Origin of the sequence: Pseudomonas sp. Irchel 3A5, from assembly GCF_900187575.1 — a bacterium.
In the GTDB taxonomy this organism is placed as follows: domain Bacteria; phylum Pseudomonadota; class Gammaproteobacteria; order Pseudomonadales; family Pseudomonadaceae; genus Aquipseudomonas; species Aquipseudomonas folii.
Map to the genome: position 1 here is coordinate 71651 of NZ_FYDU01000001.1, position 17917 is coordinate 89567.

13 protein-coding genes and 1 riboswitch are annotated in these 17917 nt (G+C 58.3%); of the genes, 5 read left to right on the plus strand and 8 right to left on the minus strand.

What is annotated here, in order from left to right; translation table 11 throughout:
- Position 1: 1 nt before the first annotated feature.
- Both cytX and thiC read right to left on the minus strand, forming a co-directional pair.
- Positions 2–1270: a putative hydroxymethylpyrimidine transporter CytX gene (gene cytX, locus CKW31_RS00295; protein WP_095092887.1), complete on the minus strand. Its 1269-nt coding sequence runs from the start codon at positions 1268–1270 to the stop codon at positions 2–4.
- Between the two features lie 150 nt (positions 1271–1420).
- On the minus strand, positions 1421–3310 hold the full coding sequence (gene thiC, locus CKW31_RS00300; protein WP_095092367.1) for a phosphomethylpyrimidine synthase ThiC: 1890 nt from the start codon (positions 3308–3310) through the stop codon (positions 1421–1423).
- Between the two features lie 168 nt (positions 3311–3478).
- Positions 3479–3583: riboswitch (TPP riboswitch) on the minus strand.
- A gap of 156 nt (positions 3584–3739) precedes the next feature.
- Between thiC and CKW31_RS00305 the strand changes: the two genes are divergently transcribed.
- Positions 3740–5176: a TolC family outer membrane protein gene (locus CKW31_RS00305; RefSeq protein WP_095092888.1), complete on the plus strand. Its 1437-nt coding sequence runs from the start codon at positions 3740–3742 to the stop codon at positions 5174–5176.
- A gap of 1219 nt (positions 5177–6395) precedes the next feature.
- On the opposite strand, the gene waaA is transcribed toward CKW31_RS00305, so the two are convergent.
- On the minus strand, positions 6396–7670 hold the full coding sequence (gene waaA / locus CKW31_RS00325) for a lipid IV(A) 3-deoxy-D-manno-octulosonic acid transferase (protein WP_095092371.1): 1275 nt from the start codon (positions 7668–7670) through the stop codon (positions 6396–6398).
- Positions 7671–7684: 14 nt separating this feature from the next.
- Positions 7685–8569 (minus strand): LysR family transcriptional regulator, encoded by an 885-nt coding sequence (locus CKW31_RS00330; protein ID WP_095092372.1) that lies wholly within the window; start codon positions 8567–8569, stop codon positions 7685–7687.
- Positions 8570–8664: 95 nt separating this feature from the next.
- On the opposite strand from CKW31_RS00330, the gene CKW31_RS00335 reads away from it, so the two are divergent.
- Genes CKW31_RS00335 through CKW31_RS00350 form a run of 4 tightly spaced genes read left to right on the plus strand, consistent with a single transcriptional unit; the run spans position 8665 to position 12027 of the window.
- Positions 8665–8997 carry a multidrug efflux SMR transporter gene (locus CKW31_RS00335; RefSeq protein WP_095092373.1) on the plus strand — a complete coding sequence of 111 codons (333 nt, stop codon included), beginning with the start codon at positions 8665–8667 and terminating at the stop codon, positions 8995–8997.
- Positions 8998–9046: 49 nt separating this feature from the next.
- A complete protein-coding gene (locus CKW31_RS00340; RefSeq protein ID WP_095092374.1) occupies positions 9047–10222 on the plus strand; it encodes an FAD-binding oxidoreductase in 1176 nt (391 codons plus the stop codon).
- Positions 10219–11034: an aldo/keto reductase gene (locus tag CKW31_RS00345; RefSeq protein WP_095092375.1), complete on the plus strand. Its 816-nt coding sequence runs from the start codon at positions 10219–10221 to the stop codon at positions 11032–11034. Before CKW31_RS00340 ends, CKW31_RS00345 begins: the two co-directional genes overlap by 4 nt.
- A gap of 36 nt (positions 11035–11070) precedes the next feature.
- Positions 11071–12027: a metal ABC transporter ATPase gene (locus tag CKW31_RS00350; protein ID WP_095092376.1), complete on the plus strand. Its 957-nt coding sequence runs from the start codon at positions 11071–11073 to the stop codon at positions 12025–12027.
- Between the two features lie 220 nt (positions 12028–12247).
- Here CKW31_RS00350 and hldE read toward each other — a convergent pair whose 3' ends face one another.
- The 4 genes from hldE to msbA form a co-directional block, all read right to left on the minus strand.
- Positions 12248–13669, minus strand: coding sequence for a bifunctional D-glycero-beta-D-manno-heptose-7-phosphate kinase/D-glycero-beta-D-manno-heptose 1-phosphate adenylyltransferase HldE (gene hldE / locus CKW31_RS00355; protein WP_095092377.1), 1422 nt, complete (start codon positions 13667–13669; stop codon positions 12248–12250).
- 70 nt (positions 13670–13739) lie between these two features.
- On the minus strand, positions 13740–15167 hold the full coding sequence (locus CKW31_RS00360) for a PIG-L deacetylase family protein (protein ID WP_095092378.1): 1428 nt from the start codon (positions 15165–15167) through the stop codon (positions 13740–13742).
- A gap of 15 nt (positions 15168–15182) precedes the next feature.
- Entirely contained in the window at positions 15183–16079 is an 897-nt protein-coding gene (locus CKW31_RS00365; RefSeq protein ID WP_095092889.1) for a GNAT family N-acetyltransferase, read from the minus strand.
- The gene (msbA, locus tag CKW31_RS00370) at positions 16079–17866 is read right to left on the minus strand and encodes a lipid A export permease/ATP-binding protein MsbA (protein ID WP_095092379.1); all 1788 of its coding nucleotides are present in this window, start codon (positions 17864–17866) and stop codon (positions 16079–16081) included. Before msbA ends, CKW31_RS00365 begins: the two co-directional genes overlap by 1 nt.
- Between the last annotated feature and the right edge of the window lie 51 nt (positions 17867–17917).

Sequence of the window (17917 nt, forward strand, 5' to 3'; positions counted from 1 at the left end):
TTTACCTAGCAACTTTTTTACCCAGCAACAACTGCAACACGCCAGCGACGATGAGCGCTGGCAGTGTTGCGCCGATATCCGGATAAAGATTGGCCAGCACGTGATAGGTGCTGACTCCGCCTAGCCAGGCCAGCAAGGTCATCCAGCGAAACCCGACATTAGCCGCCTGGCTTCTGCGTCCGCGCAACACAAAGTGATCCACCAGCACCACGCCAAATAATGGCGCGAACACCGAGCCGATGAGCAGCAGGAAGTTCTGATACTGCGCCAGTGGCGCGAGGCAGGCGATCAGCGTGCAGATCACGCCTATGGCCAAGGCCAGATGCTCGACCTTCAGCCCTGTCAGCATCCCGCTGGACACTGCCGCCGAGTGAATATCGGCGAAAGCGTTTTCCGACTCGTCGAGCAGAATCAGTAACAACGGAATCCCCAGCCCCGCTCCTGCCAGCGCCAGCAACAACGCGTTGACTTCCCCGCTGGGCGCAAACGCCAGGGTGTAAGCAACGCCCAGGCTCATCAACCAGAAATTACCGATGAAGAAACCCAGCGCGGTGCCGCCGAAGACGTTTTTCGCGCGCTTGCCGAAGCGTGAGTAATCGGCAATGAGTGGCAGCCATGACAGCGGCATGGCGATAGCAATGTCAAAGCCCACGGCAAAGGGCAAAGACCCATCACCGGCCTGAGCCCAAAGTGCGGCCAGGTCCGCCTTGGCGAACAGGTTCCAGGTCAGCCACAGACACGCGGCCAGCAGCAGCCAGATGCCCCATTTGCGCAGGATCTGCCGAACAAACGTCAGCGGGCCACTGACGGCCAGCAATGTCGCCAGGCCACCAAAAAACAACGTCCACAGCAGCGGACTGGTCCACAGGTTTTCTTCACCAAAAGCGCGGGTGCCCAGCAGACTCGCGGCATCGCGCATGACGATGATTTCGAACGAACCCCAACCAATCAGTTGCAGCAGATTGAGCAGCGCGGGCAGAGATGCCCCTTTGCTGCCCAGACTGAGCTTAAGCGCGGCCATGGACGACAAACCGGTGTCGCTGCCGATCACGCCAACAGCGGCCAACAGCAATACGCCCACAAGCGTGCCGAGAAAAATGGCCAGCAGCGAACTCGACAGGCCCAGCCCCGGCGCCAATAGCGCGCCGGTTTGCAGGACCATCAGGCCGATGCCGAGGGAAAACCACAGAGAAAACAGATCACGCCCACCGAAGACGCGCTTAGCGGCGGGGACCGGAATATCAGGTGAGTAGGTGCTTGGGGTATTCACATTGTTATCTCGACATGTCTGATGGAACGCGGACATGTGGGAGCGGTGCTTGCCCGCGATAAGGGCGCCGCGATCTCCTAGAAAATCGCGTCCAGCCTTATCGCGGGCAAGCACCGCTCCCACAGGAACGCACTCCTGCGGGCGAATTAATCAAACTTTCTTGTACAGCTGGCTACCTTCCTGTTTGAACCGCTCGGCCTGTTCCGCCAGCCCTTGGGCGACGTCCAGGTCAACGGCTTCAATCTTCTGGTTGGCCGCATACTCACGGACTTCCTGGGTGATTTTCATCGAACAGAATTTCGGCCCGCACATGGAGCAGAAATGCGCGACCTTGGCGGAATCCTTGGGCAGGGTTTCGTCGTGATAAGACCGTGCGGTGTCCGGGTCCAGGCCGAGGTTGAACTGATCTTCCCAGCGAAATTCAAACCGCGCCTTGCTCAGTGCGTTATCGCGGATCTGCGCGCCCGGATGGCCCTTGGCAAGATCCGCCGCGTGCGCAGCGATCTTGTAGGTGATGATCCCGGTCTTCACATCATCCTTGTTCGGCAGGCCCAAATGCTCTTTGGGCGTGACGTAGCAGAGCATCGCGCAACCGAACCAGCCGATCATCGCTGCCCCGATACCGGAGGTGATGTGGTCGTAGCCCGGCGCAATGTCAGTGGTCAGCGGACCAAGGGTGTAGAACGGCGCTTCTTCACAGCACTCCAGTTGCTTGTCCATGTTCTCTTTGATCAACTGCATCGGCACGTGGCCAGGCCCTTCGATCATGGTCTGCACGTCGTGCTTCCAGGCGATCTTGGTCAGTTCACCCAGGGTTTCCAGCTCACCAAACTGCGCGGCGTCATTGGCATCGGCAATCGACCCCGGACGCAAGCCATCGCCCAGCGAGAAGCTGACGTCGTAGGCCTTCATGATTTCGCAGATGTCTTCGAAGTGGGTGTAGAGGAAGTTCTCTTTGTGATGCGCCAGGCACCACTTGGCCATGATCGAACCGCCACGGCTGACGATGCCGGTGACGCGTTTGGCCGTCAGTGGCACGTAGCGCAACAGCACACCGGCATGAATCGTGAAGTAATCGACGCCCTGCTCCGCCTGCTCGATCAGCGTGTCGCGAAACAGCTCCCAGGTCAGGTCTTCGGCGGCGCCGCCAACTTTTTCCAGTGCCTGGTAGATCGGCACCGTACCGATCGGCACCGGCGAGTTACGAATGATCCACTCACGGGTTTCGTGAATGTGTTTGCCGGTGGACAGGTCCATCACCGTGTCCGAGCCCCAGCGAATACCCCAGGTCAGTTTGGCGACTTCTTCTTCAATGGAAGAGCCCAGTGCGCTATTGCCGATGTTGCCGTTGATTTTCACCAGGAAGTTGCGGCCGATGATCATCGGCTCCAGCTCGGTATGGTTGATGTTGGCCGGGATGATCGCGCGACCACGGGCGATTTCTTCACGCACGAACTCGGCGGTGATTTCTTTGGGAATGTTCGCGCCAAAGCTGTGTCCGGCGTGTTGCTGAGTCAGCAAGCCAGCAGCGCGCGCTTCCTGCAGCTTCATGTTTTCGCGGATGGCGACGTATTCCATCTCCGCCGTGATGATGCCCTGACGCGCATAGTGCATCTGGCTCACGTTGGCCCCGGCCTTCGCTCGGCGAGGGTTGCGTACGTGGGCGAAACGCAGACGGGTCAGCTCGGCATCGGCCAGTCGCTGCTGGCCGAAGTTCGACGTCAGGCCGTCGAGACGCTCGGTGTCATTACGCGAGTCGATCCATGGCGAACGCACGTCAGCCAGGCCTTTGCGCACATCAATAATGACGTTGGGATCGGTGTAGGGACCCGACGTGTCATACACCGTCACCGGCGCATTGATTTCGCCGCCAAAGTCAGTTGGCGTCACGTCCAGGGTAATTTCGCGCATGGGCACGCGGATGTCCGGGCGAGAACCCTGAACATAGATTTTTTGCGAGCGGGTAAACGGCTGCACCGATCCAGAGTCGACTTGTGCGGACTCACTCAGGTTGGCGGCATTTTTTGGATTTGTATTCATCACGGGCTCTCCAGACATCATCCAGCGGCGGATTAATTGTCGGAGCGAACCTGAAGACGGAAAGACGCACCAAGGCTGGTGCTGAGTATCAAGCGGAGAGTGTTGATTCATTTCCAGCTTTCAGAAATGAACCATCGACCCCGGACGACACTCAAGAGGACTCGCCGGGAGACGAGAAATCTTGTTCCCTACGCAGGCGCTAACCTGATCAGGTTCAACGGGATCCGGTTTAACCGATCTCAGCCCCAAAGCAAGGCACCCCGACAAGAACGTGGCCAGTCTAGTCGCGACGAGCCCGGAACGCCAAGCACGTTTTCAAACGCTGGATAAATGGCCTGCCTGATTGTTGCCACGGTCCCCAGCCTCTACACTCGCAAGCCAGCTTCTTCGAATCGGACTGGCACCATCATCATGAACAGGGAACGCCCCATGCTGCACAAACTTTCATTGGCCATTGCCGTGTCATGTGCCTGCAGTTCGATTGCCTGGGCAGCCGATATGCCGCTGCCGACCAAGACCGGCCTGGTCAGTGTTTATCAGGAAGCTGTCGACAACAACGCCGATCTTGCAGCCGCTCGCGCCGATTATGCAGCTCGCAAGGAAGTTGTACCGCAGGCGCGCGCCGGCCTGCTGCCTAATCTGTCTGCCGGTGCCGACGTCAACAACACCCGCACCAGTATCGACCAGCCCAATGTTGTGGCCTCCCGCAGCGGTACGGTGTATCAGGCAACGCTGAGCCAACCGATTTTCCGTGCAGACCGCTGGTTCCAGCTGCAGGCTGCTGAAGCGGTCAATGAACAAGCTGCTCTAGAGCTGTCGGCCACCGAGCAGAACCTGATTCTGCAAAGCGCGCAAAGCTACTTCACCGTGCTGCGCGCCCAGGACAACCTGGCGTCGACCAAAGCTGAAGAAGCAGCCTTCAAGCGTCAGCTGGATCAAGCCAACGAGCGCTTCGACGTTGGCCTTTCCGACAAGACCGACGTGTTGCAGGCTCAGGCCAGTTACGACACTGCCCGGGCCAGCCGGATTGTTGCCAAACGTCAGGTGGATGATGCATTCCAGGCGTTGGTGACGCTGACCAATCGTGAATACAACTCCATTGAGGGCATCGTCCACACATTGCCGATTCTGGCGCCGATGCCCAACGATGCGAAAGCCTGGGTTGATACGGCCGCGCAGCAGAACCTCAATCTGCTGGCCAGCAATTACGCAGTCAGCGCAGCCGAAGAAACCTTGCGCCAGCGCAAGGCCGGGCACGCACCGACCCTTGATGCGGTGGCCCAATACAAGCGCGGCGATAACGATGCGCTGGGCTTCAGCAATCCGAATTACACGGGGCAGAGTTACCGTGGTGACGTGGAGCAGCGCAGCATTGGCGTGCAGTTGAATATCCCGATCTACAGCGGCGGCCTGACCAGTTCGCAAGTGCGAGAAGCGTATTCAAGGCTGAGCCAGAGCGAACAGCGCCGCGAAGGCTTGCGTCGCCAGGTGGTGGAAAACACTCGCAACCTGCACCGCGCGGTGAATACGGACGTCGAGCAGGTTCAGGCCCGCAAGCAGTCAATCATCTCCAACCAGAGCGCACTGGAAGCCACCGAGATCGGTTATCAGGTGGGCACTCGCAACATCGTCGATGTGCTGGATGCCCAGCGTCAGCTGTACGCCTCGGTGCGTGACTACAACAACACTCGCTATGACTACATCATCGACAATCTGCGCTTGAAACAGGCGGCAGGCACATTGAACCCTGGCGACCTGCAGGATTTGTCGCGCTACCTGAAAGCCGACTACAACCCGGACAAAGACTTCCTGCCACCGGATCTGGCAGCCGCCGCGAAGAAGAACTTCGAACGGCCGACGCGGTAGGAGCGAACTTGTTCGCGAGGCGATACGTCTGAGTCACCGCGTCGGGACCTCTCGCCAACAAGTTGCCTCCTACCTTAGAACGTTCGGTACTTCGCCCCGCCATCGCGGTAGGAGCGAACTTGTTCGCGAGGCGATACATCTGAATCACCGCGTCAGGCCCTCTCGCCAACGAGTTGCCTCCTACCTTAGAACGCGGCGTGCCTGAATCACCGCTTCGGTACTTCGCCCCCGCCATCGCGGTAGGAGCGAACTTGTTCGCGAGGCGATACGTCTGAGTCTCCGCGTCAGGCCCTCTCGCCAACAAGTTGCCCCTACCTTGGAAGGCGGCGTGCCTGAATCACCGCTTCGGTACTTCGCCCCGCCATCACGGTAGGAGCGAACTTGTTCGCGAGGCGATACGTCTGAGTCACCGCGTCGGGCCCTCTCGCCAACAAGTTGCCTCCTACCTTAGAACGTGGCGTGCCTGAATCACCGCTTCGGTACTTCGCCCCGCCACCGTGGTAGGAGCGAACTTGTTCGCGAGGCGATACATCTGAATCACCGCCTCAGGCCCTCTCGCCAACAAGTTGCCTCCTACCTTAGAACGTTCGGTACTTCGCCCCGCCATCGCGGTAGGAGCGAACTTGTTCGCGAGGCGATACATCTGAATCACCGCCTCAGGCCCTCTCGCCAACAAGTTGCCTCCTACCTTAGAACGCGGCGTGCCTGAATCACTACTTCGGTACTTCGGTACTTCGCCCCCGCCACCGTGGTAGGAGCGAACTTGTTCGCGAGACGGCACATCTGAATCACCGCGTCAGGTCCTCTCGCCAACAAGTTGCCTCCTACCTTAGAACGCGGCGTGCCTGAATCACTACTTCGGTACTTCGCCCCCGCCATCGCGGTAGGAGCGAACTTGTTCGCGAGACGATACGTCTGAGTCTCCGCGTCAGGCCCTCTCGCCAACAAGTTGCCTCCTACCTTAGAACGCGGCGTGCCTGAATCACCGCTTCGGTACTTCGCCCCGCCATCGCGGTAGAAGCGAACTTGTTCGCGAGGCGATACGTCTGAGTCACCGCGTCGCGCCCTCTCACCAACAAGTTGCCTCCTACCTTAGAACGTGGCGTGCCTGAATCACTACTTCGGTACTTCACACCCGCCATCGCGGTAGGAGCGAACTTGTTCGCGAGGCGATACATCTGAATTACCGCGTCAGGTCCTCTCGCCAACGAGTTGCCTCCTACCTTGGAAGGCGGCCAAGCCCATCCAGCAATCGCTGTAACGCGCCTTGATTGGCCTTCATCACTTGTAGACCCGCCTCGGACATCTCACGGGCTCGTTGTGGCTGGTCAAACAGGCTCTGCACGGCAGCCGAAAGACTCGCCGCATCACCGCATTCGATCAACGCGTTGGCATTGCGCAACATCGCGGCGATCTCGAGGAAATTGAACAGGTGCGGACCGCTCAATACCGGCTTGGCCAGTGCAGCAGGCTCCAGCAGGTTGTGGCCGCCGTTAGGCACCAGGCTGCCACCCACAAAAGCAATGTCGGCCAAGGCATAGAGAAACAGGAGCTCGCCCATGGTGTCGCCCACCAGCACCGAGGTCTGCGGTGTGACTGGCTGACCGGATGAACGACGCACCGTCGCAAAGCCCTGCTGCACGGCAAGATCATGAACGCTGTTGAAGCGCTCCGGATGGCGCGGCACCAAAATCAGCAATGCATCAGGATGGCTGCTCAGCAACTGCCGATGAGCCGCCAGAACAACTTCATCCTCTCCCGCATGGGTGCTGGCCGCGATCCAGACAGGGCGCTCAGTCGCCTGCCATTGTTCACGTAGCTGCGCGGCATGGATCAGCAGTTGCGGATCAATCGTCAGGTCGAACTTGATCGAGCCGGTGACGGCTACGCATTCAGAACGTGCACCCAAATCCCGGAAGCGCTGCGCCTCGGTCTCGGTCTGCACCGCGAACCAGCTCATTTCTTCCAGCATCGGCCGGGTCAGTCTGGCGAACCGCGCATAACCCCGCGCCGAGCGCTCGGATAAACGCGCATTGGCCAGGGCCACAGGGATGCCGCGCTTGGCACACTGATGAATATGGTTAGGCCACAGCTCGGTCTCCATGATCACGCCAAGCACTGGTCGCACATGATCGAGAAAACGGCCCGCCGCCCATGGCAAGTCATACGGCAGGTAGCAATGCTGAATGCGCGGCTCGTTGGCGAACATCGCCTTGATACGCTCCGAACCGGTGGGTGTCATGCAGGTGATTGTGATCGGCAGCTGTGGATAACCGGCGAGCAGCGCACGAATTATCGGCGCAGCAGCAATACTTTCCCCAACGGATACGGCATGCACCCAAATACCGCCCGGCTGCATGGCTGGCAAGCTCAGACCGAAACGTTCACCGATTCGCTGGCGATAAGCCGGTGCCTTGCGCGCTCGCAGCCACAGTCGAACGGCCACCAACGGCAGGCCGAGATGAAACAGCAAGGTATATAAGGTTCTATTCATGGGCGCGGAGTTTATCAGCCAATGGCCCGCAAATGCCGGGCAAAACTTTCTGACAGCCACTGCGCCGCCAGGCCTAAGGGTTCGTCGCGACGCCAGACCATTTCCACGACCAACGGTGGCGGCGTCCACTCACTGGTCAGTTCGATCATCTGATGTTGATAGGTCGGATACTGCACCACATGGCGAGGCAGCCAGGCCCAACCCAGGCCGCGCATCAACAGCTCTGCCATCACATAAAAGCTGTCAGCCCGCCAGACCTGTGGGCTCAACTGCTCACCACCGGGATAACCGCTTTGTTGCGGAGCGATCAATAACTGGCGATGCCGCGCCAGCTGTTGCCGAGTGACGCGCCCATCGCGCGCCAGTGGATGATCCACTGCGCAGACGGTAACCATTTCCACACCGCCCAACCCTCTGCGCTCCAACTCGGAGGGCATCTGCTCGTGATGAAACAGCAAACCCAGATCAGCCCGCCGCTCCAGCAACTTGCGTGCGACGTCCCCCTGAGCACCACTGGCCAACTGGACTTCAAGGGTCGGAAAGCGCTCGGACAATGCCTCCAGGCTATCGAGCACCGGCTGATAAGGCATGGCTTCATCATGCGCAACGCGTAATTGCGCCTCCTGGCCGCGCATTAACGCCAAGGCGCGTCCGTCGATACGCTCGCATTGGCGCAACAACTCACGCGCCTCTTCAAGCAATGCCACACCGGCCTCGGTCAAACGCGGTTGACGACCGCTGCTGCGCTCGAAAAGGCTTACACCCAGATCAGACTCCAGCATGGCAATCGCACTGCTGACAGCTGACTGAGCCCTGCGCATATCCCTCGCTACCGCAGAAAACGAACGCTGCTCAGCCACGCTGACGAACAAACGCATTTGCTCAAGATTCCACTGCATAGCCTGACAACCTATCTTCAAAACAGATAGGTAATGACTTTACCCCATCTCACTGCTGACTAAAAATACGCGGCATATAAAGAGGAGTTACCGTTATGCCTGCTTACTACTTGCTGGCCATCGCCATCTGCGCCGAAGTCATTGGCACCATTTCCATGAAAGCCGTTAAAGGCTTGAGTACGCCAATCCCTTTATTGCTGGTGATCTGCGGCTACGCCATTGCCTTCTGGATGCTGATTCTGGTGGTCCGCACGATTCCGGTGGGCGTCGCCTACGCAGTCTGGGCGGGTATGGGAATCGTCATGGTCAGTGTCGCTGCGTTCTTCATCTACGGGCAAAAACTCGACATTCCCGCCATGCTCGGCATGGGTCTGATTGTTTTAGGCGTCGTCGTGATTCAGTTGTTTTCGAAAACCGCCGGGCATTGAAAACGCGTTCCTCTATAATGGCCGCATTCTTTCGGCCACAGAGGTGCTCATGCCTTCCGTTATTTCCACTGACGTCCTGATCGTCGGTGCCGGCGTTGCTGGCCTCTGGCTCAATGCCCGACTGCGCGGCCAGGGGTACTCGACTGTCCTGGTCGAAAACGCCAGCATCGGCGGTGGGCAAAGTCTCAAATCCCAAGGGATTATCCACGGCGGTGCCAAATACGCTCTGCATGGCGCTTTGTCGGGTGCATCGGAAGCCATCGCCGACATGCCGCGTCGCTGGCGTGAAGCGCTGGCGGGCACCGGCGAGCTTGATCTGAGCGGCGTACGCGTGCTCTCCCAGGCCCATTATCTCTGGTCGCCCGGCACACTGGCGGGCAATCTCACCAGCTTCTTTGCCAGCAAGGCCGTGCGCGGTCGTGTCGATCAAGTCAAAGGGGCTGATCTGCCGCCCGCCCTGCAAAACCCGAAATTCAAGGGCAAGGTCTATCGCCTGGCAGAACTGGTCATTGATGTGCCAAGCCTGATCCAGCGTCTGGCTGAACTGGCCGATGGCAGCTTGCTGGCCGGTCAGGATCTGGAACCGTTGCTGGAGGGCAACGAGCTGGTGGGCATGCGCGTCGACGGGCGGGATATTGTTGCTCAGCGCGTGGTGCTATGTGCCGGTGCAGGTAACGCTGATCTGCTGAATAAGCTTGGCGTGGCGCAACCCGCCATGCAGCGTCGCCCCTTGCACATGGTGTTCGCCAAAGGCTCAAGTCTGAAGCCGCTATACGCCCACTGTCTGGGCGGCGGCCCCAAGCCGCGATTGACCGTAACAACTCATCCAGCCGCCAACGGCCAATGGGTCTGGTACGTGGGTGGAGATGTAGCCGAGGCCGATGGCGTGGCCCGTGATCCTGCTCAGCAAATAGCTGCCGTTAAAAAAGAACTGGGCACTTTGTTGCCATGGATTGATCTCACTGAAGTCAAGTGGGCAACGTTGCGGGTCGATCGCGCAGAACCGGCGCAATCCGGGCTGGTGCGTCCTGACAACGCCTTTCTCAGTGTGCAGAATCGCCTGATGGTGGGCTGGCCAACGAAACTGGCCTTGGCCCCGGACTTTTCTGATCGAGTGCTGGCCGCACTGTCCCTCGACGAGATCCACCCGACGCCGCAGCCATCGCTGAGCGATCTGCCCAAACCACCGCTGGCCGTACCTATCTGGGATCAACTGCTGCCATGAGCGTAAAGACCCTTCACGAACTGCATCGCCCGCTGGGCAGCACCGGCCTCAGCGTATCGCCGCTGGGTCTTGGCACGGTCAAGCTGGGCCGTGACCAAGGCGTCAAATACCCCAACGGCTTTACCATCCCGGACGACCAGCAAGCGCAAATGCTGCTCAAGATGGCCCGTGACATGGGCATCAACCTGATCGACACCGCCCCCGCCTACGGCACCAGCGAAGAACGTCTGGGGCCGTTGTTGCGTGGTCAGAGACAGGACTGGGTGATTGTCAGCAAGGTCGGTGAGGAGTTCGAAAGCGGTGAATCGCGTCATGACTTCAGCGCAGAGCACACTCGGACGTCAATAGAGCGCAGCCTGAAACGTCTGGAAACCGATTTTATCGATCTGGTGCTCGTGCACTCCGACGGCAACGACCTGGCGATCCTCAACGAAACTGAGGTCTATCAAACCCTGGCTGACCTCAAGCAGGAAGGCAAGATTCGCGGCTTCGGCTTTTCCGGCAAAACCGTTGAAGGCGGCCTGCTGGCATTGCGCGACGGCGATTGCGCCATGGTCACTTACAACCTCTCCGAGCAGGGCGAAAAGCCAGTGCTCGACTACGCTGCTGCCCACGGCAAAGGCATTCTGGTCAAAAAAGCGCTCGCGAGTGGTCATGTCTGCCTGAGACCTGGCGTTGATGCAGTGCAAGCCAGTTTCGAATTGCTGTTTGCCCATCCGGGTGTTGCCAGTGCTATTGTCGGGACCATCAACCCGATGCATCTGGTCCATAACGTAGCGACAGCCGCTGCCGTGATTCGCCGTCCAGCCTGATGTAGGCGGCCGACCCCAACGCAAGAAGGAGCCGATATGCCGCGAACTTTGATTCGGAAGAATCCAAGCAACTTCAAAACCCTGCCGTTATTCGTCGAGGCCACGCCCGAAGGCCTGAATTACCAAAGCATCGGGATGCCACTCAATTTCACCCAGACCTTGCAGCGGCGCCGCAAAATAGAAGTGGCCGACACCGAGCGGTTCTCTACGGAGCTGGCCAATCTCGGGGTTTCGGTGCGCCTGACATTGAACTGGCAAAACCGCGATTACTGGGTGCTGGTTCGCCAACGACGCCAGGATCGTGGCGATGTGGTGTTGAAGCTGATCTCGGGTTACGTCCCGGCTCATGAGCTGAATCTGCCGCTGCATACCGCCATTCAGGAGGTCGCTGAAGAGTGCCTGATTGAAACCCCTCAAGGCTGGCTGAGCGGGCGTTTCAACGACATCTGGCTACCTGCACCTTATGCAGCGGCGCTGCATTACCGCGAAGCCATGCCGTTTCGTCTCAGCCCGCTATCCGGTGCCGCACGGCCAGTGCGCTGCGGGAGCATGACGCTGATCGAGCGGCCTCGGGCTTACGTGCACCTGCCCACCGCATCGCTGCAACTCATTTATGACATGCGCCTGGAAGTCCCCAAGGAAGCCCGGCCACTGAGCCTGTTCCATGTGGACGAGTGCCTGGAAAAAGACCAACTGGTCGCCCGCCTCAATCGCAGCAAGCCTGATCTGTATCTGATGCCGCTGGAGAATGGCGTGCCGCTGCCGGAGCTTTACACGTTGAAGCGCGACAAGCTGACGCCAGCCGGAACCCGCGGCCTTTATCTGGCTGAAAGTTTTGCTGCGCAGGAAGGCTGGGTGGTACGTGACGAGCGGATTCGCTGGAAGGACTGGCTACGCCAGCAAGGAATGACGCCACCTCCGAAGAAGACCGGACTCAAGCGCCTGACGGGCAAAGCCCGCCAGTTGTTGAAGCTGGTGACGTTTAAAAGCTGAAAGTAACGCAGGGCCTTGTAGGAGCGCGCTTGCCCGCGATTGGGTCTGTCAGTCGATGGATCTATCGCCTGTGCTGACGCGATCGCGAGCAAGCTCGCTCCTACAGGGGTCGGGTTTGCGGCATGACAGGGCGGAGCCCATGGACACGGCCGTGTTTGCTTCCCGACAGCGTGGCGCCTGGGACACCACCGCTCCTACAAGAAAGGGTTCAAATCCAGAGTCACTGCCCGCGGATTTTCTCGACAATCGCAGTGGTCGAGCTGTTCTCAACCAGTCCCAGAACCCGAACCTCACCGCCATAAGCCTGGACGATATCAGCGCCGACGACCTGGTCGATGCCGTAATCGCCGCCTTTGACCAGCACATCAGGCTTGACGTGAGCGAGCAGGTTTTCCGGAGTACCTTCAGGGAAGCTGATCACCCAGTCCACTGCGCCAAGTCCGGCAAGCACTGCCATCCGTCGGTCAACACTGTTGATCGGACGACCCGGCCCCTTGAGACGACTGACCGACGCGTCATCGTTGACCGCCACAATCAGGCGATCACCTTGAGCGCGGGCTTGTTCCAGATACGTCACATGACCGGCATGCAGGATATCGAAACACCCGTTGGTGAAAACGATCGTCTCGTTGTGCGCCCTTGCGTCGTCGATGGCCAACAGCAGTTGCTCAAGGCCCAACACGCCGCGCTCGGAGCCCTCTTCACGCTGAATGGCACGGCGCAGCTCAGGCGCACTGATGGCCGCGGTCCCCAGCTTGCCCACCACAATGCCCGCAGCCAGATTCGCCAGCGCGACGGCGTGAGGCAGATCTTCACCCGCAGCAATCGCGGCTGCCAGCGTTGAAATAACCGTATCGCCAGCACCGGTCACGTCAAACACTTCACGGGCACGGGCCGGTAAATGCAGGGCAGGATGATCGGGACGCAATAAAGTCATGCCGTGTTCGCCACGGGTGACCAGCAGCGCGCCCAGGTCCAGCTCGCTCATCAACTGCGCGCCTTTTGCGACCAGCTCGGCCTCATCCAGACAGTGGCCGACAATGGCTTCAAACTCGCTGAGATTCGGCGTAATCAGACTGGCTCCGCGATAAATCGCGAAGTCCTTGCCCTTGGGATCAGCCAGCACAGGAATATTACGGTCACGGGCCACCTTGATCAGCGCCTGATGATTCTTCAGCGCGCCTTTGCCGTAATCGGACAGGACCAGCACCTTGATGCCGTCGAGCAGCCCTTCGACTTCAACACTCAACGCCTCGGCATCGGTGGCAAACGGCTCTTCGAAGTCGATCCGCAGCAGTTGCTGATGACGACTCATGACCCGTAGTTTGACGATGGTCGGCTGATGGGCAATGCGCTGGAAACGTGCGAGAACACCCGCGGCCTTCAAGCTGTTGGAAAGGCTTTCAGCAGCTTCGTCTTCACCGGTCACGCCGACCAACGACGCCGGAGCCCCAAGGGCGGCAATGTTCAACGCGACGTTCGCGGCACCGCCTGGACGGTCCTCGATTTGCTCAACCTTGACCACAGGCACGGGCGCCTCTGGCGAAATCCTCGAGGTACCGCCATGCCAATAGCGGTCGAGCATGACATCGCCCACTACAAGGACTGGTGCCTGATCAAACCTTGGCATGGATAACTTCATGGGGACTCCGAAGACAAAAAAACGATGCGGATCATAACATAGCCGATTTGGCGCGACGCCAGCGCGCCGGTTATACCTTGTTTGCAGAGGAAAGAGGCTCCACGTCCAGGACCCAGAACAACTCATGGCGCCGCACTGCCTTGCGGAAAAACTCATTTTCCCCGGTGTTCGGCCAACACCGACCTGCAAGTAGCTGCTGGATCCATCGACGCACACGCTTCTTGGGCGACAGCGGATCCTGAAGATCGTGCTGCATAGCCAAGGCCATAGCTTTGTCGAGGCGCTGACTGTCATCCAGAAGAATGCTGCACGCTCGCAACGGTTTCATCCGCGCGATGGCCGGCGGTAAAGCGACGCCATAACCAGCGGGGCCCATGGGCCAGCGATCATTGTCGTGCAGGTGATTGGCGTAGAGAAGCAAAGTACTGGGGCGCCATGTGCTCACCTCAATAGCTTGCAGCAGCGCCTGTGTCGCGGCGACATGGTCACGATGAGGATCTAGCTGAAGATGTGGCGTGACAACGACACTGGGCTCGAAGCACTCGAGCACACGCACAATATCCGCCACCAGATTGTTCCAGGTCGGGAGCCCGTCAGCTTCAGACGGCAGTGACAATGTGCTCGCCTGTCGCCATGTACGAATGTCACTCTCTCCCGATTCGCGGGACCCAAACGGTACCGATGGCTGCTCCTGCATCTCGGCCAGCCTAAGGCAGTAGTAGCCTAACTGGACGCACCGACTTTGCGTGACACCACCCCATAAGGGAACCGCGAGACTATCCCAGGTACGCAGGCGCCCTTTCAATACCGCGGCCTGGGAGGCATCAAGGCCGAAACGACGATAGCTATCCGCCTCGATTTCACCTTGGGTCAGGGTGAGGATTGCCGCCTCAGGAGCTCGGCTATACAGCCCGAATGCTGCAAGCTCTGCATCGTCGGCATGCGGTGCCAGTACCAACAAAGACTGCTTACTGTAGTCCGGGTTACTCATGGCATAAAGGGTCAACGATCCAACGGCTCGGCAGCGATGCAGTGCCATGTAAAGCCCTTCACTAGCTAGAACTCCAGCCTGGCCGGAAAGATTCAAGTAGCGCTTTCCCGCTGTGCCGCGCTCGAAGTCCTGACGATCATTGCCGACCTGTACATAAGGATCGAGCCAGCGTCCCAACCAAGTGGATTTAAGGTGAAGTTCCAGCAATACAGTATCGGTGGGTCCCAGCGGACCAGCCGTCGCCAGCTGCAGTTTCCCCTGCTGGATCTCAACATCAAGCCTGCGCACGTCGGAGGGAAACTCGTAAAGATAGTCGCTGGCCGGATCATAAAACAAATGATCCGAAAACCAGGCTTCATGCGCCAGCCAGCCCGCCAGCACAAGTAACGGCAGCAACCACCATGCGACGAAAACAGCCAGCAGTACCAGCGCTGCGACAGCGACAAGCGTTAGATAACGCTTGCGCCGCCTATGGCGCTTCAGCAACTCGTCCTTACGACCGACCATGCCCGCTCCTGCTTTTTAAACCTGATAGACCGGGTGAGTGTTACACCAGCGGCTTTTGTATTCGCGGTCAGCCCGACCAAACGAGTAACGCAGTGGCTTACCTAATGATTCAGCATATTCCCACTCAGACTGCGTGTTCACATAACTCAATACGCTGCCAGGGCTGAGCTCATTGGCTTGTGGATCAACCCCACCGTTCACGTACTCCAGACTGATCCATTCAGGTGCTTCAACACGGTACAGAATCTGGATAGCGACCGGACGATCCGCCAGGTACACCACTGAACCCGTCATGAATTCACGCAGCAGTGTAAACACCTCGACCAGATGCTCTTTGCCCGGCACGTCGAAGTTCCAGCGCTTGTGAAACAGGTCGGTATAAATAGCCGCCTGCTCCTCGGCGCTCAATTCGCTGATGGCCCGGATCTGCCCACCGGCCTCTTCCAAAAGGCGCTGTTCGCGGCGTTGGTTATAGCGGAATTTCTTGCTGTACTCCTCAGGTCGACGAGCCAGTGCCAAGCCTTCGGACTGGACGCGAAGGCCTGGGACCTTATCGACGTTGAGCTGGGAAACGTAACGCATGCGGTGTCGAACTTGCACCGTGCAATCGTCGGCTAAGGGCAGGATGATCTCGGCGTTACCGAGATCGAACATGCCACGCAGACCTTGGCGCTTGATGACATCCCGTGACAACGCGATATGGCGACCCCAAGTGGGAAGACCGGCAATTAGCTCGCCATCGCGCCGCACACCAAGGTAGCGCACAGGAATACCGACTAGCGTCGACAACCGCTCCACCACCTGCGGATGAGTTGCAACGCTGCCACCATAACGCGCCCAGACAGCGGCATATTCATCAACACTAATCGGAGTCCAGCCACGCTCACGCCAGTTGCGAAGATAACCGAGAATCAAACGGCGCCTCCTGTGACACCAACGTTTTCTTCCTTGAAATCTTTTTCGTGTAGCCGGGCGTAGTAGCCATTGAGTGCCAACAGTTGCTGATGATTGCCGCGCTCGACAATCCGCCCCTTGTCCATGACCAGAATCAGGTCTGCTTTCTCGATGGTCGACAAGCGGTGAGCAATCACCAACGTCGTGCGACCTTTGACGACTTCATCCAGAGCAGCTTGAATATGGCGCTCGGACTCAGTATCCAGCGCAGAAGTTGCCTCATCGAGGACCAACAACGGTGCATTCTTGAGCAGCGCCCGGGCAATCGCCAGTCGCTGACGTTGCCCACCGGAAAGCAACACGCCATTTTCGCCGATCATGGTGTCGTAGCCCTGGGGCATCTGCACGATGAATTCATCTGCATAAGCGGCCTGCGCAGCGCGCTTCACATCTTCATGCGGCGCACCGGCAAGGTCACCATAGGCAATGTTGTTAGTGACCGTATCGTTGAACAGGGTCACCTGCTGGTTGACCAGCGCAATGTGTCGACGCAGGTTGGTCAGTTTGTATTCTTCGACATCAAGGCCATCGAGCAGAATCTGCCCGCTGCCGTGGTGGTAGAAACGCGGGATCAGATTAGCCAGAGTCGACTTGCCACTTCCCGAACGTCCGACCAGAGCGACCATCTGCCCCTCTTCTGCGGTGAACGAAACATCGTTGAGCACCAGCCGGTCGGTGTCGGGGTATTGGAAGCTCAGGTTGCGAACTTCCAGGCGGCCGCTCACACGCCCCACTTCCTGAGTACCCGTATCAACTTCCGGTAACTCATCGAGCTGCTCAAAAATGCTTTCGGCGCCCGCCAGGCCTTTTTGAATGGTTGCGCTGACTTCAGACAATTGCCGAATCGGCTTGGGAAGAAGACCCGCTGCAGTAATGTAAGCAATCAACTCACCCGCAGAGGCATCACCACGCATATAAAGAACCAGATACATCAGCACCGCCATGCCGATGTAGATCACCAATTGCAAAACCGGCGTGTAGATGGACTGCGTGCGTGTCATACCCATGCTTCGGTTCATGTTGTCTTCACTGGCTTTGTGAAACCTCTCAGTTTCATACGTCTCACCACCGAAACTGCGAACCACGCGATAGCCCTGAATGGTCTCGGACGCCACGTGAGTGACGTCTCCCATTGCCACCTGAATCTTCTTGCTCTGCTTACGAAATTTCTTGCTCGCACTGCTCACCAGAATAGCGATGAAGGGCAGGATCGCAACCAATACCAACGTCATCTTCCAGTTGCTGTAAAGCAAATAGCCGAATAGAAATACAACCGTAAGACCTTCACGGATGACCACCTTGATCGCATCCGTTGCAGCACCGGTGACCATTGTCACGTTATAGGTAATGCGTGAGATCAAATGGCCAGAATTGTTGTTGTCAAAGTAGCGATTAGGCAACGTCAACAGGTTGTCGAACAATGCGCAACGCAGATCGTGGACTACGCCACGGGCGACCTTGGCCAGATAGTAGTTGCCCAAAAATGAGCCGATGCCTTGGTAAACCGCGATAAGCACGATCAAAAGAGGCACACCAAGCACCAACGAAACGCCTAGAAACTTAGTGTCGTCAGGCTTTTGCAACGCGTCGAGAAAATGCTTGAGCATATCTGCAAGCATCGGCTGACTGGAGGCAAAAAGCACAAACCCAACGATACTGATAGCGAAAGCGCCCCAATACGGGAGCACATATTTCAGCAATCGAAGGTATATCTTCATGCTCGATTGCTGGTCGGGATTAGCCATTCGGCGCGCCTCGTGCTTATGAAAAAAATACAGGGACGTGATTGTATCAGT